We start from the raw sequence: 26,274 nt of genomic DNA on the forward strand, positions 1-26,274 counted from the left end.
CATCCGTTGAGCCACGGCGTGGGGACGGCATAGAGTCGCTTCCCCATGCAGAAGCCCGCCCTCAATCGCGACACCGTCAGTGGCGAGGCGCTGTTCATCCTCCGGAACCTGAGGGAGAACGGCCGTCTTGGACGCTCGAACAAGCTGGCAGACGTGAAGGCCGCACTTGAGCCATCCGTGTCGCTCGAGTTCGACAACTACTTCTTCTTCCTGCGCAAGTTCCACTACATCGCCATGGACCGCGAGGCCCAGCTCAAGCTCACCGACCAGGGTGAGCAGGTGGCGGGTGGGGAGCTGAACGAGCGCTTCTCCGTGGAGGTCGGTGAGTTCTTCGCCGATCAGCTGGCCGCCGCCGCGGACGCGCCCCTGGAGGGGGCCGGTGGGGACGAGCCGCTGATGGTTCCTCCGCCTCCGCCGGAGCTCCTGCTGGATGAGGCCGAGGTCGACGGCGCGCCGCCCGTGCCCTCCGGCCCGCCCGCGCCGCCGCCCATGCCGCCGGTGCGCAGCTCGCGCTCGGCCATGCCCGCGCTGGACCTGGGCATGCCGTCCGCGGCCATCCCCATGCCGCCGCCGTCAGCCCCGGCGCCCCGCGCGGAGGCCGCCGCCGAGCCCCGCCGCGAGGCCACCGTCATCGTCCAGGGGCCCTTCACCGCGTCGAACACCCCCGCGCCGTCCCCCACCTCTCCCGCGCCTGCCGCCGCCCCCATGTCTCCTCCCCCCGCTTCCACCTCCGCCGCTGCAGCAGCGCCCGCCGCTCCCGCTCCGAAGGGCGCCGAGCTGGACCTGCGCTACCAGAAGTTCGACCCCATCGGCACCGGGCCGCTGGGCACCGTCTTCAAAGGGCGCGTCACCGCGCTGGGCCTGGACATCTGCCTCAAGGAGCTGAAGGACATCTTCGGCTACTTCTCCTTCCTGCAGCGCGGCGAGGTGCTCAAGCGCCTGAAGAAGGAGCTGTGTGCCCAGGCGCAGGTGCGCCACCCGGGCGTGGTCCAGGTGGTGGATCAGAACGTGGACGCCGCCCGGCCGTACTTCGTGCTGGAGTTGATGCAGGGCAGCCTGCGTGAGCGGCTGGACGCGGGTGGTGGCAACGGCGTGCCAGTGCCCTTCGCGCTGCGCGCCTTCCTGCAGATGGCCTATGGTCTGCGGGCCGCGCACGCCGCGGGCCTCACGCACCACAACATCAAGCCGGAGAACGTGCTCTTCGACACGTACGGCAACGCGAAGCTGGCCGACTTCGGCCTGGGCCGCGTGGTGGAGGTGGACGCCACCAAGGGCATGCCCCAGGTCTTCGTGGGCACGGGTGGCATGGCCTATATGGCGCCGGAGCTGATGAACCGGGGCGGCAAGGAGCCGGGCGCCTCCGCGGACGTCTACGCGTTGGGCATCCTGCTCTACGAGATGCTCACCGGGCAGATTCCGGGCCGCCGCTCGCCGCTGCCCTCCGAGGTCAACCCGGAGGCCCCCAGCGGCCTCGACCAGCTCTTCGACAAGGCCACCCAGGACAAGCGCGAGCAGCGCTACCCGGACGTGGACGCCATGTTGGAGGACTTCTACCAGGCGTTCCCGGACAAGGAGTTCCTCGCCAAGGGCGACCTCGTCATCTCCTCGGACACGCCGAAGGAGTGACGGACGAGCGGCCGGGCCCCGGCGCACTCGGGGCTCGCCGCGCACGATGGGGGCTGCCACACTCCGTGGCGCCATGACTCCGCCCCTGTCCGAAAGCGTGCTCATCACCGTCACCGGGAAGGACCATCCCGGAATCGTCTCGCGCCTCACCGGCCTGCTGGCGGAAGCTGGCGCCGAACTGCTCGACGTGGAGCAGGTGGTGGTGCAGGGGCGCCTCACGCTCTGCCTGCTGGTGCGCCTGCCCCCGGCGAGCGGCACCCTGGAGACGCTGCTGTCCGCCGCGCAGACGCTGGGCGTGGCGCTGGACTTCCAGGCGGTGGAGGCGCCCGCCACGCCCGCCGCGTCCGCGCGCCACGTCGTCACCGCTGTGGGCCGCGCCCTGGGCGCGAGGAGCTTCATGCGCTGACGCAGGTGCTCGCGGGGCACGGCGCCAACGTGGAGCGAATCACGCGCCTCAGCGAGCCGCGCCTGGGCTCGGTGGACATCCACATCAGCCTGCCGCCGGGCCAGCCACCTGACGCGCTCAAGCACGCGCTGCTGGAGCTGTCCATGCAGTCGGGCGGGTTCGACGTGGCGTTGCAGCGCGAGAGCCTGTTCCGGCGCGGCAAGCGGATGGTCGTCATGGACATGGACTCCACGCTCATCCGCATCGAGGTCATCGACGAGCTGGCGCGTGTGCATGGCGTGGGCGAGCAGGTGTCGCGCATCACTGAGCGCGCCATGCACGGCGAGATGGACTACGACGAGTCGCTGCGTCAGCGCGTGGCGTTGCTGCGGGGCCTGGATGCATCCGTGGTCCACCAGCTCGCGGCGAACCTGCCGCTGACGGAGGGCGCGGAGACGCTGGTGCGCGTGCTCAAGCGGCTGGGCTACCGCACCGCCGTCATCAGCGGCGGCTTCTCCGTGGCGGCCGAGGCGCTGAAGGCGCGGCTGGGCATCGACTTCGCGTACTCCAACGAGTTGGAGATTCAGGACGGGAAGCTCACCGGCCGCACCGTGGGCCGCATCGTCAACGCGCAGCGCAAGGCGGAGCTGTTGGAGTCGCTGGCGCAGGCGGAAGGCATCCTGCTGGACCAGGTGGTCGCCGTGGGAGACGGCGCCAACGACTTGCTGATGCTGGAGCGCGCCGGGCTGGGCATCGCCTTCCGGGCGAAGCCCAAGCTGCGCGCCGCGGCCGACACGTCCATCTCCGCGGGCGGCCTGGACAGCATCCTGTACCTGCTGGGGCTCACCGGCCGCGAGCTGCTGGAAGCGGGCTCCGGCGCCGGCTGAGGGCGCGCCCTACAGCCGCATCCGCGCCGCCAGTTCGCGCTGCTGGAGCTGGTTCTTCTCCAGCAGCAGCTCGAGCAGCGCGCGCAGAATCTTGGAGCTCTTCTCCTGGTTCTGCTGCACCGTCTGCAGCCGCTTGAGGTCCTCGTCCGTCCACTCATTAGCGGGCGTGCCACCCGCCAGAATCTCGTCGAGGATGTCCGCGGCGCTGGCGCCAGCGCCAGCGCCTGGGGCGGGGGCGCGCTCCGGCGCGCGGGGCGCGGGCGGAGGCGCCGCGGCGGGAGCGGGCGGGGTGATGTCGGCGATGCGCTTCACCACCGTGTTGCCGCTCATGTCGACGACCTTGAACTCGTCCTCGTCCTCCGGCGCGTCCGAGCTGCTCGGGCGCGTGTTGCCGCCGAAGCGCGTGCTGACGACGGGCTCCTGGCCACGGTAGTGGCGGAGGATGGCGTGTTCGATTTCACGCTCGCCCGCCACCATGACGACCACGCGTGCGCGGCTCTTCGCCGCCACCTGGTCCAGGGTGCCGAGGTCCGTGGGGTCCGCCATGGCCAGCACCAGCGTCTTGCCGTTGTCCTTGAGCGACACCGGGAAGACGGCCTTCTGTTCGGCGAGGCTCACGTCGACGCGTGAGAGCGCGCCCGCGTCGCGCGTGACGTTGCCCAGCTGGATGCGCTGCATTCCCAGGCCCTGGCAGATGGCCTCGGTGATGACGTCATCGGTGGCCAGACCCAGGTCCGCGATGATGCGTGACAGACGTCCGCCCCACTGGTCATGGGTGGCCAGTGCGCTGCGCAGCTGCAAGTCGTCGATGACGCGTGCCTTGACGAGGATGTCGCCAATGCGATTCCGGGAAGGAGAGGCCATGGCTCGGCATTCTACCGTCTAGATGCGCGGACGCTGAGTCCGTGATGAGGAGACCCAGCCATGCAGCCCTTCGCGGAATCCGCCGCCCAGCTGTGCCCCTACTGCGGTGAGGAAGTGGAGGTCGCCGTGGACCCCATTGGTGTGGCCTCGGAGACGTACATCGAGGACTGCCCGGTGTGCTGCCGTCCCTGGACGGTGCAGGTGTCCCGCGACGAGGAGAGCTTCGCCGTGCACCTTGGCCGCGACGACGACTGAGGTGGCCTGGAGGGCAGGCGGGCGGGCGTGAAACGTGGCGCCGGTGAAGGCGCCGGGGCGTTGCTTGACACGTTCCGAAGCATGGTTCTCTTGAGTCTTGTGAGGCGGCGCTGGAGCTCCGGTGGGGGGCACCGCGGCGACCGCGAACCAGAACAACCCAGGCTCATTCATGCCGTGCGTCCGCGAGGACGTCACGAACAGGAGACGACCATGCAGACTCGCAATCCGTTCAACTCCGCCGTCGTGGTGAACCCGCTGATGCGCGATGTCGACGCGCTCTTCCGCGAGCTGACGCAGCCCATGTGGCGCCAGGCCCCGCGTGAGCGCACGCCGGCCGCGGACATCACCGAATCCGAAAGCGGCCTCACGCTCCAACTGGACATGCCCGGGCTGGAGGCGAAGGCCATCCAGGTGACGGTAGAGAAGGACATCCTCACCGTGCAGTCCGAGCGCAAGGCCGAGCCGCGCGCGGAGGGCGTCAACGTGCGCCGCCAGGAACGCGTCTTCGGGACGTTCGCCCGCTCCTTCGCGCTGCCTGACACGGTGGACGCAAGCCGGGTGGAGGCTCGCTACGAGCAGGGTGTGCTGACGCTGACCCTGCCTCGGCGCGAGGAGTCCAAGCCCCGCGTCATCGAAGTCAAGGTCCAGGGCTGAAGCCGCGGGCGCACACCGCGGGCCAGGGAGGTCACCTGCCTCCCACTGAAATCCCTGCCAGGGCTTCCGCGAGCAAGGCGGAAGCCCTGCCTGTCCTACCGCTTGGCGCTGAGCGCCAGCGGAACGCGGAACAGCTCCAGCACCTGCTGCACGTCCAGCGGCTTCGCCATGCACGCCAACGCGCCGGCCTGCTTGGACTGCTCCACGACCTCGGGCGTATGCGCGGACGTCATGGTGATGAGCCGCACGCCCTCCATCTGCTTGCGCGCGCGGATGCGGCGGCAGACTTCCAGACCGTCGATGTCCGGCATGTTGAGGTCGATGATCATCCCGTGCGGCTTCTGCTCGGACACGAGCAGCAACGCCTCCACGCCGCTCGTCGTCGTCTGCAGCTCCACCTGGGCCGCGAACGGCTTGAACGCGCGCTTGATGGCGTCCAGCACCGGACGCTCGTCATCCACCGCGAGCAGGCGCACCGTGCCGCTGCCGAGCTCCTCGGGAACCGGCATCTGGTGGGTGATGAGGAACGTGCGCAGGTCCGCCGACCGCACGCGGCGGTGGCCACCCGGCGTCCTGAACGCCATCAGGATGCCACGGTCAATCCACTTGCTCACCGTGGACGGATCCACCTGAAGCAAACGACTGATGTCGTGCGTCGTGTAGAGCTGGTCCGTCATGGCCGTACTCCCCTCTTGCTGCATGATTCCGCTGCCCATGGAACTATTCACCTACCTTGAACACGGGTTTTCTTCAACCTCACAGAGTACCGCGCCTATCAGTCCCTCTCATCAGACCCACTGCGTCGTCCCAGCGGCCACTGGCCTTGAGACACAGCTCCACGAGTTCGCGAGCGGCCCCTCGGCCGCCAGGACTCTGGGTAACGAAGTGTGCCTCGCGGCGCACTTCGGGGACCGCATCCGCAGGACAAGCGGAAAGAGCCACCATTGAAAGTGGACCCAGGTCGTTGTGGTCGTCACCCATGTACGCGCAGGCGTCCAGGGGCACGTCCAACTGGGTGACCAGCTCTTTGAGCGCGGCCGACTTGTCACGGCGGCCTTGGAACACGGCCGCGAGGCCCAGCTCCCGCCCGCGCTTCTCCACGATGCCGGAGGTGCGGGCGGTGAGGATGGCGGCGGGCAACCCGGACAGCCGGGCCATGACGAGCGCATGGCCGTCCTTGACGTCGAAGCGCTTCATCAGCTCGCCGTCCTGGCCGTAGTAGAGGCCGCCGTCGGTAAGTACCCCGTCCACGTCGAAGACGAGCAGCCGCACGCGCGCAGCACGGGACATCAGCTCTTCCGTTGCCAGTCTGGAAGGGGCGTCCGTCACCATGGCTTGCTCGACTCCCTTGTTTGCCGACACATCAACCCGGCTCGTGTCCCAACACCCGGCGGATGCTCAGCACGTTTCGTACCACGTCTTCAAACATCTGTGGATTCAGCGAACAGGGACCGTCACACAGGGCACGATCCGGATCTTCGTGGACTTCCGTGAACAACGCGTCAATCCCGGCGGCTGCGGCGGAGCGGGCCAGCAGTGATACAAAGCGGCGTTCGCCCGCCGTCTCACCGTTTCCGGCGCTGGGGAGCTGAACGGAGTGGGTGGCGTCGAAGCACACGGCGAGGCCGGCGTCGCGCATCTGCGCGAAGCCGCGCATGTCCACCACCAGGTTGTTGTAGCCGAAGGTCGAACCGCGCTCGGTGACGAGCACGTTGGGGTTGCCCGCTTCGAAGGCCTTGCGCGCCGAGTGGACGATGTCCTTGGGCGCCACGAACTGTCCCTTCTTCAGGTTCACGCCCTTGCCCGTACGCGCCACGGCTTCCACCAGGTCCGTCTGCCGGCACAGGAAGGCCGGTATCTGGATGATATCCACAACTTCCGAGGCTGGCCCGACGTGACTCGTCTCATGGACGTCCGTGAGGACGGGAACGCCCACTTCATCCCGGATTCTCTTCAGGATTCTCAGGCCTTCCTTGAGACCCGGGCCTCTGAAGGACTTGCCACTGGTGCGGTTGGCCTTGTCGTAGGAGCACTTGAAGGCGTACGGCACGCCGAGCCGGCCGGTGATTTCCTTCAGCATCCAGGCATGGCGCAGGGCCATGTCTTCGGACTCGATGCTGTCCGGGCCGGCGATGACGAACAGCTTCTGGCCTTGGCCGACCTTGAAGCCACACAGCTCGATGGGGTTGGGGGCGCTCATTCGGTCACCTTGCCGGCCGCCGCGTTCGCGTCCCGCTGGGCGAGCGCCGCGCGGATGAAGCCGGAGAAGAGGGGGTGGGGTGCGAAGGGCTTGCTCTTGAATTCAGGGTGGAACTGGCAGCCGACGAAGTAGGGGTGGTCGGCCAGCTCAATCATCTCCACCAGGTTGAGCTCGGGGTTGGAGCCGGAGATGACCAGCCCCGCCTCCTGCAGCTTGCTGCGGTACGCGTTGTTCACTTCGTAGCGGTGGCGGTGGCGCTCCTGGATGGTGTCCTGCCCGTAGAGCTGGTGGGCGAGCGAGCCGGGCTTCAGCGCACAGGCGTAGCTGCCCAGGCGCATGGTGCCGCCCTTGTCCTGCACCTTCACCTGGCTCTCCATGAGCGTCACCACCGGGTGCGGCGTGTGCTCGTTGAACTCCAAGCTGTTGGCGGAGGCCAGGCCCAGCACGCCGCGGCTGAACTCCACCACGGCCATCTGCAGGCCCAGGCAGATACCGAAGAACGGCACCTTCTTCTCACGGGCGTAGCGCACGGCGGCGATCTTGCCCTCGGTGCCGCGCACGCCGAAGCCGCCGGGCACCAGGATGGCGTCCACGCCGGCCAGCAGCTTCTCCGCGCCCTGCTCCTCGACCTCCTGGCTGTCGACGAAGTGCAGGTTCACCTTCACGTCGTTGGCGATGCCGCCGTGCAGCAGCGCCTCGTTGAGGCTCTTGTAGCTCTCCGTGAGGTTGACGTACTTGCCGACAATCGCGATGCGGACCTGGCCGCGCGCGGGCTCGTACACCTTGCGGATGATGTTCTCCCAGCGCTCCAGGTGGGGCGCCCGGCTCCAGATGTTGAGGACCTCCGCGAGCCGCTCATCCAGGCCCTGGCGGTGCAGCTCCAGCGGCAGTTCGTAGGTGCTGCGCACGTCCGGCGACGTGAAGACGCTGCGCGTGTCCACGTTGCAGAACATGGCAATCTTGTCCTTCAGCTCGCGGGGCACCTCGCGGTCGGTGCGGCACACAAGGAAGTCGGGCTGGATGCCTATCTCCCGCAGCTTCATCACCGAGTGCTGCGTGGGCTTGGTCTTCACCTCGCCAGCCGCGCCGATGTACGGCAGCAGCGTGAGGTGGACGTAGACGACGTTCTCGCTGCCCACGTCGTAGCGCATCTGACGGATGGCCTCGAGGAAGGGCAGCGACTCGATGTCGCCCACGGTGCCGCCCACCTCCACGATGACCACGTCCGCGTCCTGCGCCGCCTGGCGGATGCTGGACTTGATTTCGTCGGTGACGTGCGGAATCACCTGGACCGTCTTGCCCAGGTATTCGCCCCGCCGCTCCTTCATGATGACCGCGTGGTAGATGCGGCCGGACGTGAAGTTGTTGAGCCGGCTCATCCGCGCGTTGGTGAACCGCTCGTAGTGGCCGAGGTCCATGTCCGTCTCACCGCCGTCCTCGGTGACGAACACCTCGCCGTGCTGGAACGGGCTCATCGTGCCCGGGTCCACGTTGATGTAGGGGTCCAGCTTGATGAGGGTGACGGCCAGCCCACGGTTCTCCAGCAGGGCGCCAATCGAAGCGGAGGCGAGACCCTTGCCGAGGGAGCTGACCACTCCGCCCGTCACGAAGATGAACTTGGTTTTCTTGGAGCGCATGTCCCGTTCTGCCTACTGAGGCAGGGATGCGTCAATTATTCTGTTTCCGATGGACGGCCGCCCGCTGGGGCAGGCGCGGGCGGCGTCAGTTGCCGTCCCAAGCACCCGGCCGGGCGACCGCGAACTCCTGGGCGTTCGGCTGCCCGACGCGGAACTTGCGCAAATCGCAGTTCCGGCAGCTCCAGCCCTCCCAGCCCCGCTTCACCACCAGGTGCAGGCAGGCGTCATAGTTGGGGCAGAAGAGGTTGCGCTGCGCGTCCACGGACTCCTCGTCCCGGAGGGCGGTGGGCAGCGGGCTGGGGCATGGAGTGATGGACACGGCGGAAACTCCCGGATGAAACGTGTTGAGTCGGCCTCTCCCCCCGGCGCGCTCCGAACAGGAGGGGCGGTCTGGCATTCCCGAGCCGTCGCGAAAAGGCCCGTCCCCCTCGCGGGGAACGGGCCCGGAACTGCCAGCATCCGCCACCGCCTCGGAGCCTCTTCAGGCCCGCGAAGCGGAGGTGGACGCCTTGGAGTTGCTGTCGTTCAAGGCATCACCTCCTTTCGGAGCCCCAGACTTAATCGGGAGCCTGGGGGCGCGCCACTGTCGCGGGGTGCGTGGCGAGCGCCGTGTGGGCACCGGGCGTTCAAGCTGCGACAAACTGCCGCTCCACCAGGCGCCGGTACAGGCCCTCCTGGCTCATGAGGGAGGCGTGGGTGCCGCTCTGGATGACGACGCCGCCGTCGAGCACCAGCACCCGGTCCGCGTTGGCCACGGTGGACAGGCGGTGGGCGATGATGAGCGTGGTGCGGCCCTTCATCAGGCGCTCCAGCGCGTCCTTCACCAGGTGTTCGCTCTCCGCGTCCAGGGCGCTGGTGGCCTCGTCCAGGATGAGCAGGCGAGGGTCCTTCAGCACCGCCCGGGCGATGGCCACGCGCTGCTTCTGGCCACCGGAGAGCTGCACGCCGCGCTCGCCCACCTGGGTGCCGTAGCCTTCCGGGAAGCGCTCGATGTACGCGTGGGCGTTGGCGGCCCGGGCGGCCTCCTCCACCTGGGCGTCGGTGGCGCCGGGCCGGCCGTAGCGGATGTTGTCCGCGATGGAGCAGGAGAAGAGCTGGGGCTCCTGCGCCACCATGCCGATGTTGCGGCGCAGCCACTCCGGCTCCAGGGAGGTGAGCGGGTGGCCGTCCAGCAGCACCTCGCCGTTCTGTGGGTCGTAGAAGCGCGACAGCAGGGAGGCCAGCGTGGACTTGCCCGCGCCGGAGGGGCCCACCACCGCCACCACCTCGCCCGGCCGCAGCTCCAGGTCCAATCCCTGGAGCACCGGCACGTCGGGACGGCTGGGGTAGGCGAAGTGCACGCCGCGGAACTGCACGTGCCCGCGCAGGTCCGTGAGCTGCTGGCCGCCAGCGCTGATGGCGGGCTTGCGGTCCAGCAGCTCGAAGACGCGCTCGGCGGCGCCGCTGGCGCGCATGAAGTCCGCCCACAGCTCCGCGATGCCGCTGAACGAGAAGGCCACCAGCATCGTGTAGATGAGGAACGAGGTGAGCTCGCCCACGGAGAGGCCTCCGTCCACCACCAGCCGGCCGCCGTACCAGAGCACCGCGGCGATGGAGCCATACCCCGCGATGGAGGCCACGCCCATGAAGACGGAGGTCTGGAGCGCGCGCTTCTTGGCCAGCGTGAAGGAGCGCTCCACGGCGACGCTGTAGCGCTCCACCTCGTGCCGCTCCGCGGCGAAGGAGCGCACGGTGCGGATGCCGGACAGGTCCTCCTCGGCCACCTCGCCGCTGGCGGCGAGCGCGTCCTGGGCCTGACGGGAAATCACCCGGACCCGGCGCCCGTAGAACACGCCGCCAATGGCCACGGGCGGGATGACGGCCAGCATCACCAGCGTGAGCTGGACGGACGTGTAGAGCAGCAGGCCCACGCCGCCCAGCGCCGTGACGACGTAGCGCAGCATCATGGACACGTTGGCCGTGACGGTGGTCTGCAGGACGGTGGTGTCCGAGGAGAGCCGGCTGGTGAGCTCGCCCGTGCGGCGCGAGTCGAAGAAGCCCACCTCCTGGGACAGCAGGGCGCGGAAGAGGTCCTTGCGCAGCCGCGACACCACGCGTTCGCCGGCGTTGGTGAAGAGGTAGATGCGCAGCGCCATGGCGATGCCTTGCACCGTGAACACGGCGAGCATCAGCATCGCGAGCCGGTCCACCACATACCGGTCGCGCGCGTTGAGGGCCTGGTCCACCAGGTCGCCAATGGCGCGGGGATAGGCCAGCGTGGCGCCGCTGCTGATGAGGAGGAAGAAGGTGCCCGCGGCCAGTGGCAGCAGTTCCGGGCGCGCCAGCTTCAGCAGGCGCCGGACGGTGACGCCAGGGGAGGCACTGCTCTTCGAATCGTTCGCGGGGGAAGACACCGGCGGAGACTAACGCGAGCTTCCAACCTGCGCACCGGACGCCTGCGTGTGCGTTGAAGCGGTATTAATCCTCTCGAAGCAAGTCATACGCCGAGTCAGGGGGAGTGCCATGGAGCAGCGTCCATTCGGAAGCACACGGGTGTCCGTGCCCGTCCTGGGCCAGGGGACCTGGCAGATGGAGGAGGACGACCGGGCAGGCGCCATCCGCGCCCTTCGCGCCGGGTTGGACCTGGGAATGACGCACGTGGACACCGCTGAACTGTACGGCCACGGCAAGGTGGAGGCGTCCATCGTCTCCGAGGCCATCGCGGGCCGGCGCGGCGACGTCTTCCTGGTGTCGAAGGTGATGCCGTCCAACGCTTCCTACGCGGGCACGCTCGCCGCCTGTGAGCGGAGCCTGAAGCGGCTGCGCACGGACCACCTCGACTGCTACCTGCTGCATTGGCCGGGTTCGCACCCGCTGGAGGAGACGGTGCGCGCCTTCGAGAAGCTGGTGGCGGATGGAAAGATTCGCGCCTGGGGCGTGAGCAACTTCGGGGTGGAGGACCTGGAGGAGGCGCTCGCGCTCGCGGGGCCCGGGCGCATCGCCTGCAACCAGGTGCTCTACCACCTGGAGGAGCGCGCCATCGAGCACGCCGTCCTGCCCTGGTGCGAAGCCCACGGGGTGGCGGTGGTGGGCTACAGCCCCTTCGGCAACGGCCGTTTTCCCCGGCCTGACAGCCGGGGTGGGAAGGTGCTGGGCGCCATCGCCCGCGCGCACGGCGTCACGCCGTACCAGGTGGCGCTCCGGTTCCTGGTGCGTGGGCCGTCGCTGTTCGCCATCCCCAAGGCGAGCCGGGAAGCCCACGCACGCGACAACGCCGCCGCCGCGTCGCTGACGCTGACCGCCGACGAGCTGGCCCACCTCGACGCGGCCTTCCCGCTGGGGCACGAGCCGGCGTCGCTGCCCGTCATCTGATGCCGGCGGCGAAGGCCTTGCGGAAGGCGGACACGGTGGGCTCACCCGGGCCCACCGTCACCGTGCCCGTCTCGCCCTCCACGGCGGCGCGGGTGTCGCGGCCCTTGAGGAAGCGCACGGTGGTGATGCGGCGCAGCACCTCGCGGCCCTGCTCCTGGGCCAGGGCGCGCAAGGCATGGCTGGTGACATTCACGGCGGACTCCAGCGCGCGGCGGCCCGGCTCGTCGTCCAGGCCCACCCAGTCCACCTCGAAGCGCAGGGGCTTGCCGCCCAGGGACGCCTCGCCCGGCCAGAACTGCTCGGTGAGGGCGTGGGGCAGCTTCTCCAGCAGCGTCGCCACGTCCTGCCGCGTGGGGTTGGGCCGTACGAGCTGCGTCAGCTCCAGCAGCTTCTCCGCGTTGCCCACCGCCACCGCCACCACCGTGGACAGGTCCACGTAGGCCACCGACTCCGAGCGGCGCAGCCCCTCCTTGCCCAGGGCCATCAGCACCGATTCGCGGGGCACGTAGTCCACCACCTCGCCCGTCATCGAATGACCGTGCGCAAGGTGGAGCGTGACGGTGATGGTGGGTACTTCTTCGCCCGAGCGCGCCCGCGTGGCGAGCGTTCCCAACTGCTCCAGCACCCGCTCCACCTTGCGCGACAACAGCCGCTGAACGCCCTCCATGTCCTCGTCCTCCTGCTGCTGCTTGCGGGTCTCTTGCGCGCGCTGCGGTTTCGGAGGCGCGGGTGGTTTCGGGGCGGCTTCGGGCCGGGGGCTTCCGCGGGAGCATGCTCCCGAGCCTCGGCGGCATGGGGCGCGCCCGCTGGGCCGACGGCGGGGACCGTGGTTCCCGCTTCGGGCAAGGCGGATGTGGCTGGCGCGGTCGCGGGCGCCGCGTCAGGCGCGGAGGACTCCGCGTCCGCCTTCGCCGCGCCACCGCCAAACACGTTCTTGAGGAAGCCCATGGTCAGCCCCTCGCGCGCGCATGAGGGCCTCCACCTTCTCCACGTCACCGGGGAGGTCGACGGCCACCGTGTGCGAGGTGACCTTCGCGCAGCGGATGGGGATGCCGTGCTCCAGCGCGCGGAGCTGCTCCAGCTTCTCCGCGTCCTCCAGCGGCGTGGGCGCCAGCTTCGCCAGCGACAGCAGCACCTCGCGCCGGTAGCCGTAGAGGCCGATGTGGCCCCAGCGCTGGACGGGCGTGCCCGGCTCGCGGGCGTGGGGGACCAGGCTGCGGCTGAAGTAGAGCGCGTCGCCGTTGAGCGCGAGCACCGCCTTCACCACGTGCGGGCTGGCGGCTTCGTCCGCTTCGAGCGGGCGGACCAGGGTGCCCATCCGCACGGACGCGTCCTGGAAGAGGCCCGCCAGCCGCTGGAGCGCGGCGGGGTCCACCAGGGGCTCGTCTCCCTGGACGTTCACCCAGATGTCGATGTCTGGACGGCCGAGCGCCACCTCGGCGACCCGATCCGTCCCCGTGGCGCAGGCGGGGCTCGTCATCACCGCGTTGCCGCCAAAGCCCTCCACGACGGCGCGAATGCGGTCGTCATCGGTGGCAACCCACACCTCGTCGAAGGCCTGGGCCTCCTGACAGCGGCGCCAGACGTGCTCAATCATTGTTCGGCCGGCGATGATTGCTAGCGGCTTGCCCGGGAAGCGGGTGCTGGCATGTCGGGCGGGAATGACTGCAACGGTCCGGCAAGATTGCATGACCCCTCCGTCTATCAGGTTCGCGACGATTGCCGGCCCCCGGGATTGGACATTCGCATCATGGGACACTGGCCAGCGCGGCTCCAGTGCCTAGCTTTGGTCGCAACATGAAGAAGGTCATTCATATCGTTGGGGCGCGTCCGAACTTCATGAAGGTCGCGCCCATCTATCGCGCCATCGCCGAGCGTACTCCCCTGGAGCAAATCCTTGTCCACACGGGGCAACACTACGACGCCAAGATGAGCGACGTGTTCTTCGCCGACCTCGGCCTGCCTGCCCCGGACGTCCATCTGGGCATCGGGTCGGGCAGCCATGCGCAGCAGACGGCACGCATGATGGTGGAGCTGGAAAAGGTTTTCCTAGCCCACCCTCCGGCGCTCGTCTCCGTGGTGGGCGACGTGAACAGCACCATCGCGGCGGCGTTGGTGACGTCGAAGCTGGGCATCCCCCTGGCACACGTCGAAGCGGGGCTGCGCAGCTACTCGCCACACCAACCGGAGGAGATCAACCGCCTCGTCACCGACCGCCTGTCGGACCTGCTGCTGACGCCGTCACGTGACGCGGACGCCAACCTGCTCAAGGAAGGCACCGACCCGGCCCGCATCCACTTCGTGGGCAACGTGATGATCGACTCGCTCTTCGCCTCGCGCGAGAAGGCCGACAAGCTGCCGCTGCTCAAGGACCTGGGGCTCATCCCCCACGGCTACGCGGTGTGCACGCTGCACCGGCCCTCCAACGTGGACGACCCCAAGATTCTGGGCGGCCTCCTGTCCGCGGTGGCCCACGTCGCCACGCGCCTGCCGGTCATCTTCCCGGTGCACCCGCGCACGCGGAAGGTGATTTCGGAGCATGGCCTGAACACGTGGTTCGAGCGCACGCCGAACCTGCGGCCCGTGGAGCCCATGGGCTACCTGGACTTTCTGGCGCTCACGTCGAAGGCGCGCCTGGTGCTCACCGACTCCGGCGGCCTCCAGGAGGAGACGACGGCCATGGGCATCCCGTGCCTCACCCTGCGCGAGCAGACCGAGCGCCCCATCACCGTGGAGGAAGGCTCCAACGAGGTGGTGGGCACCGACCCGGTCCGCATTCGTCTGGCCGCCGACCGCGTGCTGGATGGGGAAGGCAAGCAGGGCCGCGTGCCCGAGTTCTGGGATGGCCGCGCCGCCGAGCGCATCGCGGACCTGTTCGCGAGCTTCCTGGGCGTCGAGGACCGGCCGATTCAGGCGGCCTCGGCCTGATGGCAGATGACGGGTGGGGGCCCGGCACTGCGTGGGCCCGCCTGCTCGTCCGTCCCCGCCTGTGCAGGAGGGCCCGCCGTGGTAGAGCGCCGGCAGGCCCATGCACAGCGCACCGCAGGAAGAAGCCCCCGAGGGCTACGTCGACATCCGCTACGTCGTCGAGCCGAACTACGCGGGTTGGCGGCTGGATGAGTACCTGGGTGAGAAGCTCCGCCGGATGACGCGGGAGCGGCTCCAGGGCGTCATCCTGAGGGGTGTCATCTGCGAGGAGCGGCGCCTGAAGCCGTCCACGCCGGTGTACCCGGGACTGGCCTTCCGCATCCGCCGCCGCGCCAGCGAGGAGCCGGACACGCCCACGGAATTGCCCGTGGTGTTCCAGGACGACTGGCTGCTGGTGCTGGACAAGCCCGCGGGCCTGCCCATCCACCCCACGGCGCGCTACCACAAGGGCACCCTCGTCACGCTCCTGCGGGAGCGCTTCGGTGAGCGCTTCGCCGAGCCCGCGCACCGGTTGGACAGGGAGACCAGCGGGCTGGTCGTCTGCGGGCGCACCACGGAGTCCTGCCGGGTGCTGGGGCGGCTGTTCGTCTCGCGTGACGTGCACAAGGAGTACCTGGCGCTCTGCGAAGGGCACCCGCCCGAGAACACGTTCACCGTGGATGCGCCCATCGCGGAGGGCACCGAGCTCATCCGCATCGCCGTGCGCATCGACCCGGTGGAGGGCAAGGAGAGCCGCACGCGCTTCCAGGTGCTCCAGCGCTTCACGCGGGACGGCGCGCCCTTCGCGCTGCTGCGCTGCTTTCCGGAGACGGGGCGCCAGCACCAGATTCGCATCCACCTGCGCCACGTGGGCTTCCCGCTCGTGGGCGACAAGATGTACGGGCCAGACCCCGGCTACTTCGACCGCTTCAGCAAGCACTGTCTGGAGCCCGAGGCGTGGCCGCGGCTGCGCCTGCCCCGGCAAGCGCTGCACGCCGCGCGCATCGCCTTCCCCCACCCGGGCTCTGGCCAGGCGGTGGCGTTCGAGGCGCCCCTGCCGGCGGACCTCACGGCCTTCATCGAAGGCCGGCCCGTGGCCTTGCCGGCCCGAAACGCGAAGGCCCCCAGCCCGGAATGAAGCAGGCAGGGGGCCAGGGGCGTGAAGCCGGTGGTGACGTCAGGCGGTGAGCTTGCTGGGCTCGGCGCGTTGCTCGCCGAAGTCGCCGATGAGGTACTTGCCGGAGAAGCAGGCGGTGCAGAAGCTGCCGCGCTCCGGGTCGCCCACCGCGCGGCCCAGGCCTTCCTGGGAGATGTAGCCGAGCGAGTCCGCGGTCACGTACGTGGCAATCTCCTCCAGGCTGTGCGTCGCGGCGATGAGCTCCTGACGGCTCGGCGTGTCGATGCCGTAGTAGCAAGGCCACTTCGTGGGCGGCGAGGAGATGCGCAGGTGCACCTCCACCGCGCCCGCCGCCTTGATCATCTTCACGATTTTGCGGCTCGTGGTGCCGCGGACGATGGAGTCGTCCACCACCACCACGCGCTTGCCCTTGAGCACCTGCCGCACCGCGGACAGCTTCAGCTTCACGCCGAAGTGGCGGATGGACTGCTGCGGCTCGATGAAGGTGCGGCCCACGTAGTGGCTGCGGATGAGGCCCACGTCGTAGGGGATGCCGCTGGCCTGCGCGAAGCCGATGGCCGCCGGAACGCCCGAGTCCGGCACCGCGATGACCAGGTCCGCGGAGGGCGCCGGCTGCTCCTTCGCGAGCTGACGGCCCATTTCCTTGCGCACTTCGTACACGTTGCTGCCGAACAGCGTGGAGTCCGGCCGGGCGAAGTACACGTGCTCGAAGATGCAGCGTGCCTGACGCGGCGGCTCCGCGAAGGGCTTGCTGGTGCGCAGCAGCCCGTTCTCGATGACGAGCAGCTCGCCCGGCTCCACCTCGCGCACGATTTCCGCCTCGATGAGGTCCAGCGCGGTCGACTCGCTGGCCAGCACGTAGGCGCCTTCCTTCATCCGCCCCAGCACCAGCGGCCGGATGCCGTGCGGGTCCCTCACCGCGACGAGCTTGTTCTCCGTGAGCACCAGGAGGCTGTAGGCGCCCGTCACCTTGCGCAGCGCCTCCACGAGCTTCTGCTCGAAGGTCGCCTGCTTGGAGCGCGCCAGCAGGTGCAGGATGACTTCCGTGTCCGCGTCGGACTGGAAGATGGCGCCGTCGGCCTCGAGCTGCTGCTTCAGCTCGGTCGCGTTCACCAGGTTGCCGTTGTGCGCGATGGCGCACTGTCCGCCCGCGTACTGCACGAAGAGCGGCTGGGCGTTCTTGAGGGCGCTGCCTCCAGCGGTGGAGTAGCGCACGTGGCCGATGGCCGCCTGCCCAGGCAGGTCGGCGAGCACCGGCGCGTCGAAGATGTCGGCGACGAGTCCCATCTGCCGGTGAGCGCGCAGCCCCATCCCGTCAGAGGCGACAATGCCCGCGGACTCCTGCCCGCGGTGCTGGAGGGCGTGCAGCCCCAGGTACGTCAGGTTGGAGGCCTCGGCGTGCCCCACGATTCCGAAGATGCCGCACATGGCGCGCTGCCTTACTCCTTTCGAGCGGTGAGCGGAACAGGAACGCATGCCCCTCTGGTGGGTATTCCACCCGACGCCAGAGTCGTTTCATGTGGGCAGTCAGGCGTCCCAAAGGCGAGGCCCTGCGGGTAGTCTGGTTCCCGCATGGCATCCTCACGATGGGTCCGCTGGCGTTCCCTGTTTCCCCTGATGTTGCTCACCGTGGGCGCTGCGTATTCGCTGGCGTCCTGGAACTGGTGTGGCAGCTGGGCCGAACGCGCGCCAGTCCTTGTGTCACAGGTTCATGGCGAAGGGCCGCTGCGCGCGGGCGCGGCGAAGGTGGCGCTTTCGCCGCCCTTCCCGGTGGTGGTGGCCGGCTATACGCCGCCACGGCCCGAGGCGGAGCAGGCTGACGTGCCGCTCCACGCGCGCGCGGTGGTGCTGGAGGCGGGAGGGACACAGGTGGGGCTGGTGTCGTTGGACCTGCTCCTCGTTCCGGACGTGCTGGCCACGCGGGTGCGTGAGCGCGCGCGGGCCTCGGGGCTGGAGGATGTGCTGGTCCTGGCCACGCACACGCATTCGTCATTGGGCGGGTATGACTCGCGGTGGGTGGCCCAGGTGTCCGGCACCGGGCGCTACCGGGAAGACGTGGTGGATGCCATCACCATGGCGGCGGGTGACGCACTGGCCCAGGCGGCCGCGTCGCTCGCCCCGGTGTCGCTGGAGGTCGGCGAGGCGCGGGAGCAGAAGTTCGTCATCTCCCGCAGCGGTGGCGAGAAGCCGGATGGCGTCATGACGCGCGCGGTGTTCCGAGGGCAGGAGGGCCCGGTGGCGGAGCTGCTGCTCTACTCCGCGCACCCGGCGATGGTGCCGCGTCGCCGCGCCTACGTCGACCCTGACTACCCCGGCCGGCTCAGCGCGCTGCGCGAGGAGGCGGGCAGCGGCGTGACGCTGTTGCTGCAGGGCGCGGGGGGCAATGCGACGGTGGCGTACTCGGAAGGGCAGGGGCTGGAGCGGGTGTCGGGCTTCGCGCATGCCCTGGCGGAGCTGGCCGGCGATGCGCCCTTGTCACCCGTGGGGAGACCGTGCGGCTGTCCCTGGCGCGCGCTGATGCGGCCATGCCACGTCCGGACGCTTCGCGGCTGGTGCCGGCGCTGACGCGGGCGGCGGGGGACAACCTGCTGTGTGAATCCGCGCCGCGTCTGGCGGAGGTGGGCGCGCTGGTGCTGGGGCCGCTGAAGCTGGTGGCGGTGCCGGGCGAGCCCGTGGCCGCGGGCATGGAGTTGCTGCAGAGGACCGGCGCCACGGGCGTGCTGAGCCTGGCGGATGGCTACGTGGGCTACGTGGAGACGGCGGCGAACGTGCAGGGGAGACTGGGGGAGTCCAGGCGACAGTACTTCGGGCCCGAGCTGCTGGAGCGGCTGAGCGTGGCGGCGGAGTTCGTGGCCGGGGCGGCGGGCTTCACACCTTGAGGCGGCCGGGCGCCGCGGAGGACCTTCCGCGGCGCGGCCGGCTCGTGGCTGGCTAGAACTTCTCGAACTTGGAGTCCTTCTTGCGCTTCTTGAACACGAGCGCGGTGCGGCCCAGCAGCTGCGCGAGCTCCGCCTGGGTGCCCTCGGCGATGCGCGCCGCGGCTTCCTGGCGCGTCTCCGGGCCCTCGTTGATCTTGACCTTGATGAGCTCGTGGTCCTGCAGCGCCTGCTCGATGGCGGCGATGACACCCTCGGTGACGCCGGCCTGACCGACGATGACCACCGGCTCCAGGTGGTGTCCTAGCGCGCGCAGGTGGCGGCGTTGCTTCCCAGTGAGCGGCACGTTCCTTCTCTCCTTCGTGTCTTCGGGTAAGGGGGGCGCACCCTACTTCTTCTGCGACGCGATGCGGACTTCTCGCTGCGCGTCGATGTGGTCCGGTTGAAGCTCCACGGTGCGCTTGAAGTGCTTGAGCGCGCCCTGGCCGTCACCACACAGCTTGGCGATGACGCCCAGAAAGTAGTGCGCGGGGGCGCAGCGCTCGTTACGTCGGATGGCGTTCTGGATTTCCCGGAAGGCCTCGGGCTGGGCGGCCTTCTTGTCCGCCGCCGTGAAGAAGCGCGCGTAGCCACGCCACGCGTAGAACTCCGCTTCCTCCGGGTTCAGCTTGATGGCCTCGTCCAGCATCTGCACGGCGTCCGGGAACTTGCGCGCCTTCACCAGGATGCAGGACTTCTGGAACAGCTCCTCCGCCATGAGGATGCCGTTGATGTCCACCCCGTCTCCGCTGCCGCCGCTCTTGAGCTCCTCGATGTAGCTGGCGCGGCTGCTGTCGTCGGAGAGGGTGCGGTAGGCGTCGCCGATATACGCGAAGACCTCCGCCTTCAGCTTCTCCAGCTCCGGCGGCGCCCCCTGCGGGAGCGTGTCCGGGTGGTAGAGCTTGGCCAGACGGAAGTACGCGATCTTCACCGCGCTGGAGTTCGTCTGCTCCGTCAGCCCGAGCCGCTGGAAGTGGTTCTGCTGCTTCATCGCCATCGTGAGCTGGCGCAGGGCGGGAATCTCTTCAGCCCCTGGTGCATTCGCGGGCGTCGCAGCGGCGGCGGGCGCGGCTGGGCGCTGAGCGCCCTGCGCGGACAGTGACGGCGGGGGACGGGGCTGGGCGCCGGGCCCGGCGACCGGGGGCCGCGCGGCGGTGGCGCCGGGGCCTGCTGCTGGGGCCGCGCCTGCCGGACGTGGGGCGGTGGCACCGGGGCCTGCTGCTGGGGCCGCGCCTGCCGGGCGTGGGGCGGTGGCACCGGGGCCTGCCGCGGGGGCCGTGCCTGCCGGGCGTGGGGCGGTGGCACCGGGACCGGCAACGGGCGGGCGCGCGGCGGTGGCACCCGGGCCCGCGATGGGCGCGGGCGCTCCGGGGCCGGCGGCTGGTGCCACGCCCGCGGGGCGCGTGGCACCGGGACCTGCCGCGGGCGGCGCGCCTGCCACGGAGCGTTGGGGCGCGGCGCCGGCGGTTTGCGCCACCCCGCCGGGCTGCGGACCTCCCGCGACGTTCGGAGCGGCTCCAGCGGGGCGCTGTTGCGCGGCGGCGTTCGGGGCCGCGGCGTGTGCGGCACCCGTGGAGGGCTGGGCACCTCCGGCACCGGGCGCTCGTGGGCCCACATCCTGCGCCGTCCTGGCCTGTCCGGCGAACGACACCGAGTCCAGCTCCTTGAGCAGGAACGCGAGCCGCAGCAGGTGGTCCGCGTCCTGCGCGAAGTCCATCAGCAACTGCGCGACCGAGCGCACGCCGTCGATGACCGTGAGCGCGCGGACCTCGTGCGGCGTGAGGCGCAGCTCGCTCGCGGCCACGACGCCACCGGACTTCATGATGGGAAGCTGGAGCACCGGGGTCAGCCGGCGCTTGAGGTCCGCGGAGGGAATCCGGCGCACCGTATCGCTCAGCACGGCCCAGCGGTGACCCAGCGGCATCGCCTTGTGCGAGGACAGGTCCTTCAGCTCGAAGGTGAACGTCCCGCTCTCAGCCCGCAGGCCCCTGGAGAGAATGCCGCCCGCGCGCTGCGCCAGGATGGCGAAGGCGGTGGCTGGCTGGAGCAGTCCCAGACCGAAGAGCGCGGTGAGCAGGTCTCCGCCAAACCGCTCCAGCGTGGGCTCGGCCTGGCGAAGCTGCTCGGGCGTGAGCAGCCGCGCCGCGACCAGTGACGGCCCGAGCGCCTCCTCGGGATGGGACGAGTCGACGAACTCCGGGTTGCCCTTGCGGAAGTGAATCTGGACGACGCGGTCCGCCAGCGTCAGCGACAGCAGCCCCGTCTGCTCCCGCGCGGCGATGCGGCCATAGAGGCGGATGGGGGAGAGCTGCTCGAGCCGGCCGAGGGCCGGAATCTCCGGTGCGGCGTCATCGCCCTCCACCTCGGGCACCGCCACGGGGGCGGGCGCCGGGGCCGGGCTCGCGGGGAGCGCTCGGCGGACGCGCGGCTCCCGCCACGGGCGGAGGTGGCACCGCTCCGGGAGGACGGGCCTGCTGGGCGGGCGCCACGGGACGCCGCGCGGGGTCCACAGTGGCCCGAGCACCGGGACCCGCCATGGGGGCCGCGCCAGGGCCCGCCATGGGGACCACGCCAGGGCCTGCCATAGGGACCGCGCCGGGACCCGCCATGGGGGCCGCGCCAGGGCCCGCCACGGGCCGGACACCGGGACCCGCGATGGGCGCCACGCGAGGGCGGACACCTGGGCCCGCGATGGGCGCACCGGGGCCCGCACTCGGCGCGACACCGGGGCCTGCTGCGGGCCGGACACCGCCCCGCCATGACGGGGGCTCCGGGGGCCATGCCCATGGGAGCGCCCGGTGCGGCCTGTTCCGCCGCGGAGACGGGCGGTGCGCCCGGGCCCCACAGCTCGCGGGGAACGACCTCGCGCGCTTCCGGGAAGCGCCAGGGAAAGGCGAAGTTGAGCCCGTCCTCGGACATCTGGAGCCGGCCTTGGATGGAGCCGCTTTCGATGAGCAGTTCAATGGTCGGCAGGGTGAGGGGCCCCCACATGGTGCCCCTGTCGTTGCGGACCCAGTACTGCCGGACCTCACCCTCCGCCATGCGCGGCCTTGCTCCTTCGTCCTGCGAGAAAAGCGAACCCTACCGCTGTCCTCCGTCGCATCAAAGCAGCGCGCCGGGGCGCGAGCCCCTTACTTCGACTCAGGGCGCCGCGCCATCCAGTGCCGCCAGCCCGAGCGCTGCCAGACACGCCGCGTCCGCTTTCTGTTCAGCGGGCGGGTCGAAGCAGTACACCTCGCTGTCGAAGACCTTGCACAGCCCGTTCGGGGTGGACGCACAGGCCGACTTCGAGAAGGCGGTGGTGCAGTTGTACCCACACACCGGGCCCGCCTCGGTGTTCTTGCACTGCGGCGCGGGCAGCTCGCGCTTCCAGGCGCACAGGGCGGCGGGGGAGGGGTCGAAGCAGGTGATGCGGCCACTGGCCAGCTTGCACACGCCCGCGGGCGTCCGGGCGCAGCGCACTCCTCCGAGGCGTTGATGCAGCCATAGCCACACGTCAGCTCCATGGCGTTGCTGTGGCACTGGGCGGTGGGCGTGTCCTTGCCGTACACGGCGAACACCACGGCGGGCGGGTCGAAGCACTCCACCTCGCCGCCCCGGCCCCGGCAGACGCCCGCGGGGGACTGCGCGCACTTCACCCGGCCGGGCTGCGTCGCGCAGTTGTAGCCACACGCCACCACCCCGTCGATGCTCTGACACTCCGGCTTCGGCAGCGCCGCGCCATAGGCCTTCTGCACGTAGGCCGGCGGGTCGAAGCAGACCGCCTGCCCGTCAATCACCTGGCAGTGGCCCTGCGGTGTCTGCGCGCAGCGCACCCGCTGTCCGTCCGACTTGCACCCATAGCCGCAGGACACCTTGCCGTCGATGGCGCGGCACGTCGGCGCGGAAGGGTCCTGCGGAGTCGGAACCGAGCCCAGGGTGAGCGCCAGCACGGTGAGGAAGGAAGCGAGCACGGGGACCTCGGCGGGGGGAGTGGAGTCGTCCCGGCATTGACGCCCAAGGAGGGGGATGACGCAAGAAGCGGGCGGTCATGGGCGGCGGGCCGGGCCCGTGGTACCCAGGCGCCGCCCGCGAGGAGGTTCACCCCGGTGGACGTGGACGTCAGTGCGCTGCACCTCATCTTGCTGTGTGTGGCCGCGCTGATTGCCGGCATGGTGGATGCCATCGCGGGAGGTGGCGGGCTCATCTCCGTCCCCGCGCTGCTGGCCGCGGGTCTTCCGCCCCACGTGGCGCTGGGCACCAACAAGGGACAGTCCGTCTTCGGCTCGTTCGCCGCGCTGGTGCGCTTCTCCCGCGCGGGGCTGGTGGATGGGAACCTGGCGCGAGTGACGTTCCCCTTCGGCCTGGGTGGGGCCTTCGGGGGCGCGGCGCTGGTGCTGCTGGTGAAGCCCGAAGTCCTCAAGCCCCTGGTGCTGGTGCTGCTCATCGCGGTGGCGGTGTTCCTCGCCTTCCGCAAGTCGCCGCGTCCGGGGGACATGCCGGAGCCCGGGCCGCCCGCGCGCGCCGGGCCATTGGCGCGCTCATCGCGCTGGCCATCGGCACCTACGACGGCTTCTTCGGACCGGGGACGGGGACGTTCCTCATCGTGGCCTTCTCGTCCCTGCTGGGACACGGCCTGGCGCGCGCGTCGGCGGACGCGAAGGTGGTGAACTTCGCCTCCAACCTCGCCTCCGTCGCGTTGTTCGCCTTCAAGGGCGTGGTGCTCTGGAAGGTGGCGCTGCCCATGGCCGGCGCCCAGTTCGCGGGCGCCTACCTGGGCGCGCACCTGGCCGTGAAGGGCGGCGACAAACTGGTGCGCAAGGTGGTGCTGGGCGTGGTGCTGGCCCTGGTGCTCAAGCTGGGGCACGACGTGGTGACGGCCTGAGCAGCCGTCACCCCGCCATCAGCCGATGTGCACCAACAGCGCCTCCCGGCGCTTCGCCACGGCGGCCATGAACTTCTGGAGCTCCTCGAAGTAGGAGAGCAGCTCCTCCAGCAAATCCACCTCGGACTCGGGCTCGTCCCAGGTCCCGGGGTAGATGTCCTGGGCCTGCATGGTGGACGCGTCGTAGCGCGCGCGCAGCGTCTTCTGCGTCACCTGCTGCAGCGCCGTGGCCAGGGCCTGCACCTGGGCCGGCGTGAAGACGCGCGCGGTGCCTTCCTCGGAAGGGATGTCGCCCACGTCCTCGCCGCCACGCACCAGGAAGTCCAGCGGCGCGCTGCCTTCCCACGGCGTTCCGGTCAGCAGGTACTGGAGGCCATGCCACGCCTCGCCGATGTCCAGCTCCAGGAACGCCGAGCCCTTCGGGTCACCGAAGTCCTCGTCATCGTCGACGAAGGCCTCCAGCCGTTCGGGGGCCTGGAGCAGGGCAACGCGCTGGGCCTCGGTGGCGCTGCGCAGGGTGCAGAGCATCTCCATGGAGCTATTCCACCACCACCAGCTTGGCGTTGTTCTCCACGGCGGTGCCTTCCTTGGCGAACAGCTCCGTCACCTTGCCCGCCTTGGGGCTCTTGAGCTCGTTCTCCATCTTCATGGCTTCCACCACCACGAGGCCCTGGCCCTCCTTCACCTCGTCGCCCACCTTCACCAGCACCTTCACCACCTTGCCCGGCATGGGCGCGGTGACCAGCTGCTTGCCCTCCACGGAGAAGGCCGCGTTGGCCGCGCGCAGCCGGAGCCGGCGCTCATCCGCCACGTCGATGCGGTTCACCTGGCCGCGCAGGAGCACGCCAAGCTCGTCGCCGTTCTCCTCGAACTCGACGTTGTACGACTGGCCGTCCACCAGCATGGACAGCGTGCCGTGCTCCAGCGCCAGCGCGTCCACCTGGTACGTGGTGGCGCCCACGGTGATTTTGAACTGGTCGTTCCCCAGGGGCTCCAGGTCCACCGGAACCGCTTCCTTCTGGCCCTGCTGCTTCGTGAAGTAACGCATGGAAGTCCTTCCGAGCTCTGAGGGTTAGCGGCGCGTGCGCAGCGCCAGCTTCCACGGGGAGACGCCGCCGTTGCCACCGCCCTGGCCGCCACCGGCGGCGGGCAGCGTCTTCGCGCGCTTCTGGTCCTTCTGGTACGTGTGCACCACGCTGGCCAGCAGCGCCATCTCGCTCAGCTTCGGGTCCTCCGCGCCCAGCAGTGCATCGTGCTGGCGGGTGAGGAAGCTGGTGTCGTAGTCGCCCTCGATGAACTCGGGGTGCGCCAGAATCGCCTTCAGGTAGCGGATGTTGGTGGTGATGCCCTTCACCACGTACTCGGACAGCGCGCGCTGCGTGCGCGCGATGGCCTCGCGCCGCGTGGGGGCCCACACGGACAGCTTGGAAATCATCGGGTCGTAGACGTTGGGCACCGTGTACCCGGGGAACACGCCCGAATCGTCACGCACGTTCGGTCCACCCGGCACGCGCAGGTACGTAATCTTGCCCGGGCTGGGCATGAAGTTGCGGCTCGGGTCCTCCGCGTACACGCGGACTTCAATCGAGTGACCGCGCGGCGTGGGGGCTTCGGTGAGGCCGAGCTTCTCGCCCTCGGCGGCCCGAATCTGCATGGCCACCAGGTCCAGGCCCGTCACCCACTCCGTCACCGGGTGCTCCACCTGGAGGCGGGTGTTCATCTCCAGGAAGTAGAAGTTGCGGTGCACGTCCACCAGGAACTCCACCGTCCCGGCGCCCACGTAGTTGACGGCCTTGGCCGCCTTCACCGCGACCTCGCCCATCTTCGCGCGCAGCTCCGGCGAGAGGATGGGGCTGGGCGTCTCCTCCACCACCTTCTGGTGCCGGCGCTGCGCCGAGCACTCGCGCTCGTTCAGGTGGATGGTGTTGCCGTACTGGTCCGCGAAGACCTGGATCTCCACGTGGTGTGGCTTCTCCAGGTACTTTTCGATGTAGACGGCGTCGTTGCCGAAGGCGTTGAGGGCCTCGCTCTTGGCGGCGCGCCACGAGGACTCGAAGTCCTCCATGCGCTCCACCTTGCGCATGCCCTTGCCACCGCCGCCGCCCGCGGCCTTGAGCATGACGGGGAAGCCAATCTTCTCCACGTAGGCGCGCGCCTCCTCCACGGAGGGGATGGGCTCGGTGGTGCCGGGCACCACGGGCACGCCCGCCTTGATCATGTTCGCGCGGGCACGCGTCTTCTCGCCCATGGAGTCCATGGCGGAGGCGGGCGGCCCGATGAACGTCAGGCCTTCGGCTTCACAGGCGCGGACGAAGGCGGCGTTTTCGGAGAGGAAGCCGTAGCCGGGGTGGATGGCATCCGCGCCAGCCTGCTTCGCGGCGTCGAGGATGCGCTGCTGCACCAGGTAGCTCTCACGCGAAGGCGGGGGCCCCACGAAGATGGCCTGGTCGGCCGTGCGCACATGCAGGGCGGAGCGGTCCGCCTCCGAGTACACCGCCACCGTGGCGATGCCGAGTTCCTTGCACGTGCGCATCACCCGGATGGCGATCTCGCCGCGATTGGCGACGAGCACTTTGCGGATCTTGGGCATG

Annotated in this window: 20 protein-coding genes and 5 pseudogenes; 9 read left to right on the forward strand and 16 right to left on the reverse strand. The window is 69.8% G+C overall.

Translation table 11 applies throughout. The features are described 5' to 3' along the window. Window positions 1-45: 45 nt before the first annotated feature. Both QEG98_RS06165 and serB read left to right on the forward strand, forming a co-directional pair. Entirely contained in the window at window positions 46-1,626 is a 1,581-nt protein-coding gene (locus tag QEG98_RS06165) for a serine/threonine-protein kinase (RefSeq protein ID WP_316566075.1), read from the forward strand. Window positions 1,627-1,699: 73 nt separating this feature from the next. Next, window positions 1,700-2,898: pseudogene (serB, locus tag QEG98_RS06170) on the forward strand (phosphoserine phosphatase SerB). A 9-nt stretch (window positions 2,899-2,907) separates the two neighbouring features. Here serB and QEG98_RS06175 read toward each other — a convergent pair. Continuing rightward, complete coding sequence (locus QEG98_RS06175; protein WP_316566076.1) at window positions 2,908-3,762, reverse strand: hypothetical protein; 855 nt, start codon at window positions 3,760-3,762, stop codon at window positions 2,908-2,910. Between the two features lie 60 nt (window positions 3,763-3,822). On the opposite strand from QEG98_RS06175, the gene QEG98_RS06180 reads away from it, so the two are divergent. Together QEG98_RS06180 and QEG98_RS06185 are read left to right on the forward strand one after the other, a co-directional pair. Further along, complete coding sequence (locus tag QEG98_RS06180; protein WP_011551211.1) at window positions 3,823-4,017, forward strand: CPXCG motif-containing cysteine-rich protein; 195 nt, start codon at window positions 3,823-3,825, stop codon at window positions 4,015-4,017. A gap of 210 nt (window positions 4,018-4,227) precedes the next feature. Continuing rightward, entirely contained in the window at window positions 4,228-4,671 is a 444-nt protein-coding gene (locus QEG98_RS06185; RefSeq protein WP_090485018.1) for an Hsp20/alpha crystallin family protein, read from the forward strand. Between the two features lie 95 nt (window positions 4,672-4,766). Here QEG98_RS06185 and QEG98_RS06190 read toward each other — a convergent pair whose 3' ends face one another. The 6 genes from QEG98_RS06190 to QEG98_RS06215 all read right to left on the reverse strand — a co-directional run bounded on the left by QEG98_RS06190 (window position 4,767) and on the right by QEG98_RS06215 (window position 10,901). After that, the gene (locus QEG98_RS06190) at window positions 4,767-5,387 is read right to left on the reverse strand and encodes a response regulator (RefSeq protein WP_020478919.1); all 621 of its coding nucleotides are present in this window, start codon (window positions 5,385-5,387) and stop codon (window positions 4,767-4,769) included. Window positions 5,388-5,427: 40 nt separating this feature from the next. Further along, a complete protein-coding gene (locus QEG98_RS06195) occupies window positions 5,428-6,003 on the reverse strand; it encodes a KdsC family phosphatase (RefSeq protein ID WP_090485016.1) in 576 nt (191 codons plus the stop codon). Between the two features lie 31 nt (window positions 6,004-6,034). Continuing rightward, a complete protein-coding gene (gene kdsA / locus QEG98_RS06200) occupies window positions 6,035-6,871 on the reverse strand; it encodes a 3-deoxy-8-phosphooctulonate synthase (RefSeq protein WP_011551215.1) in 837 nt (278 codons plus the stop codon). Continuing rightward, entirely contained in the window at window positions 6,868-8,508 is a 1,641-nt protein-coding gene (locus tag QEG98_RS06205) for a CTP synthase (RefSeq protein WP_316566077.1), read from the reverse strand. The genes kdsA and QEG98_RS06205 overlap by 4 nt, the downstream gene beginning before the upstream one ends. 85 nt (window positions 8,509-8,593) lie before the next feature. Further along, a complete protein-coding gene (locus tag QEG98_RS06210) occupies window positions 8,594-8,827 on the reverse strand; it encodes a hypothetical protein (protein ID WP_020478920.1) in 234 nt (77 codons plus the stop codon). 307 nt (window positions 8,828-9,134) lie between these two features. After that, entirely contained in the window at window positions 9,135-10,901 is a 1,767-nt protein-coding gene (locus tag QEG98_RS06215) for an ABC transporter ATP-binding protein (RefSeq protein ID WP_316566078.1), read from the reverse strand. 109 nt (window positions 10,902-11,010) lie between these two features. Between QEG98_RS06215 and QEG98_RS06220 the strand changes: the two genes are divergently transcribed. After that, window positions 11,011-11,859 (forward strand): aldo/keto reductase, encoded by an 849-nt coding sequence (locus tag QEG98_RS06220; protein WP_090485010.1) that lies wholly within the window; start codon window positions 11,011-11,013, stop codon window positions 11,857-11,859. Here the strand turns inward: QEG98_RS06220 and QEG98_RS06225 are convergent. Both QEG98_RS06225 and kdsB read right to left on the reverse strand, forming a co-directional pair. After that, window positions 11,852-12,526, reverse strand: a complete 675-nt coding sequence (locus QEG98_RS06225) for a hypothetical protein (RefSeq protein WP_316566079.1) — start codon at window positions 12,524-12,526, stop codon at window positions 11,852-11,854. The two genes, QEG98_RS06220 and QEG98_RS06225, sit on opposite strands and share 8 nt — an antisense overlap. A gap of 288 nt (window positions 12,527-12,814) precedes the next feature. Continuing rightward, a pseudogene (gene kdsB, locus QEG98_RS06230) lies at window positions 12,815-13,549 on the reverse strand (3-deoxy-manno-octulosonate cytidylyltransferase); the annotation flags it as partial. A gap of 107 nt (window positions 13,550-13,656) precedes the next feature. Between kdsB and wecB the strand changes: the two are divergent. Together wecB and QEG98_RS06240 are read left to right on the forward strand one after the other, a co-directional pair. After that, complete coding sequence (gene wecB, locus QEG98_RS06235) at window positions 13,657-14,787, forward strand: non-hydrolyzing UDP-N-acetylglucosamine 2-epimerase (protein WP_090485004.1); 1,131 nt, start codon at window positions 13,657-13,659, stop codon at window positions 14,785-14,787. Window positions 14,788-14,887: 100 nt separating this feature from the next. Continuing rightward, window positions 14,888-15,904 carry an RluA family pseudouridine synthase gene (locus QEG98_RS06240; RefSeq protein WP_316566080.1) on the forward strand — a complete coding sequence of 339 codons (1,017 nt, stop codon included), beginning with the start codon at window positions 14,888-14,890 and terminating at the stop codon, window positions 15,902-15,904. A 39-nt stretch (window positions 15,905-15,943) separates the two neighbouring features. On the opposite strand, the gene purF is transcribed toward QEG98_RS06240, so the two are convergent. Further along, the gene (purF, locus tag QEG98_RS06245) at window positions 15,944-17,332 is read right to left on the reverse strand and encodes an amidophosphoribosyltransferase (protein ID WP_316566081.1); all 1,389 of its coding nucleotides are present in this window, start codon (window positions 17,330-17,332) and stop codon (window positions 15,944-15,946) included. Between the two features lie 144 nt (window positions 17,333-17,476). Between purF and QEG98_RS06250 the strand changes: the two are divergent. Then, window positions 17,477-18,783: pseudogene (locus QEG98_RS06250) on the forward strand (neutral/alkaline non-lysosomal ceramidase N-terminal domain-containing protein). A 52-nt stretch (window positions 18,784-18,835) separates the two neighbouring features. Here the strand turns inward: QEG98_RS06250 and yhbY are convergent. The 3 genes and pseudogenes from yhbY to QEG98_RS06265 form a co-directional block, all read right to left on the reverse strand. After that, window positions 18,836-19,126 carry a ribosome assembly RNA-binding protein YhbY gene (gene yhbY, locus QEG98_RS06255; RefSeq protein ID WP_090484996.1) on the reverse strand — a complete coding sequence of 97 codons (291 nt, stop codon included), beginning with the start codon at window positions 19,124-19,126 and terminating at the stop codon, window positions 18,836-18,838. A gap of 42 nt (window positions 19,127-19,168) precedes the next feature. Continuing rightward, window positions 19,169-21,196, reverse strand: a complete 2,028-nt coding sequence (locus QEG98_RS06260; RefSeq protein ID WP_316566082.1) for a J domain-containing protein — start codon at window positions 21,194-21,196, stop codon at window positions 19,169-19,171. Window positions 21,197-21,960: 764 nt separating this feature from the next. After that, window positions 21,961-22,772: pseudogene (locus QEG98_RS06265) on the reverse strand (hypothetical protein). A gap of 198 nt (window positions 22,773-22,970) precedes the next feature. Here QEG98_RS06265 and QEG98_RS06270 point away from each other — a divergent pair. Continuing rightward, window positions 22,971-23,683 (forward strand): annotated as a pseudogene (locus QEG98_RS06270) (TSUP family transporter). An 18-nt stretch (window positions 23,684-23,701) separates the two neighbouring features. Here the strand turns inward: QEG98_RS06270 and QEG98_RS06275 are convergent. From QEG98_RS06275 to accC, 3 genes are read right to left on the reverse strand one after another with little or no spacing between them, the layout of a single operon-like run. Then, the gene (locus QEG98_RS06275; RefSeq protein ID WP_316566083.1) at window positions 23,702-24,217 is read right to left on the reverse strand and encodes a YfbM family protein; all 516 of its coding nucleotides are present in this window, start codon (window positions 24,215-24,217) and stop codon (window positions 23,702-23,704) included. Between the two features lie 4 nt (window positions 24,218-24,221). Further along, the gene (locus QEG98_RS06280; protein WP_090484985.1) at window positions 24,222-24,731 is read right to left on the reverse strand and encodes a biotin/lipoyl-containing protein; all 510 of its coding nucleotides are present in this window, start codon (window positions 24,729-24,731) and stop codon (window positions 24,222-24,224) included. A gap of 24 nt (window positions 24,732-24,755) precedes the next feature. Beyond that, on the reverse strand, window positions 24,756-26,273 hold the full coding sequence (accC, locus tag QEG98_RS06285; protein ID WP_090484983.1) for an acetyl-CoA carboxylase biotin carboxylase subunit: 1,518 nt from the start codon (window positions 26,271-26,273) through the stop codon (window positions 24,756-24,758). Window position 26,274 lies beyond the last annotated feature (1 nt).

The organism is Myxococcus sp. MxC21-1, from assembly GCF_032612255.1.
In the GTDB taxonomy this organism is placed as follows: domain Bacteria; phylum Myxococcota; class Myxococcia; order Myxococcales; family Myxococcaceae; genus Myxococcus; species Myxococcus virescens.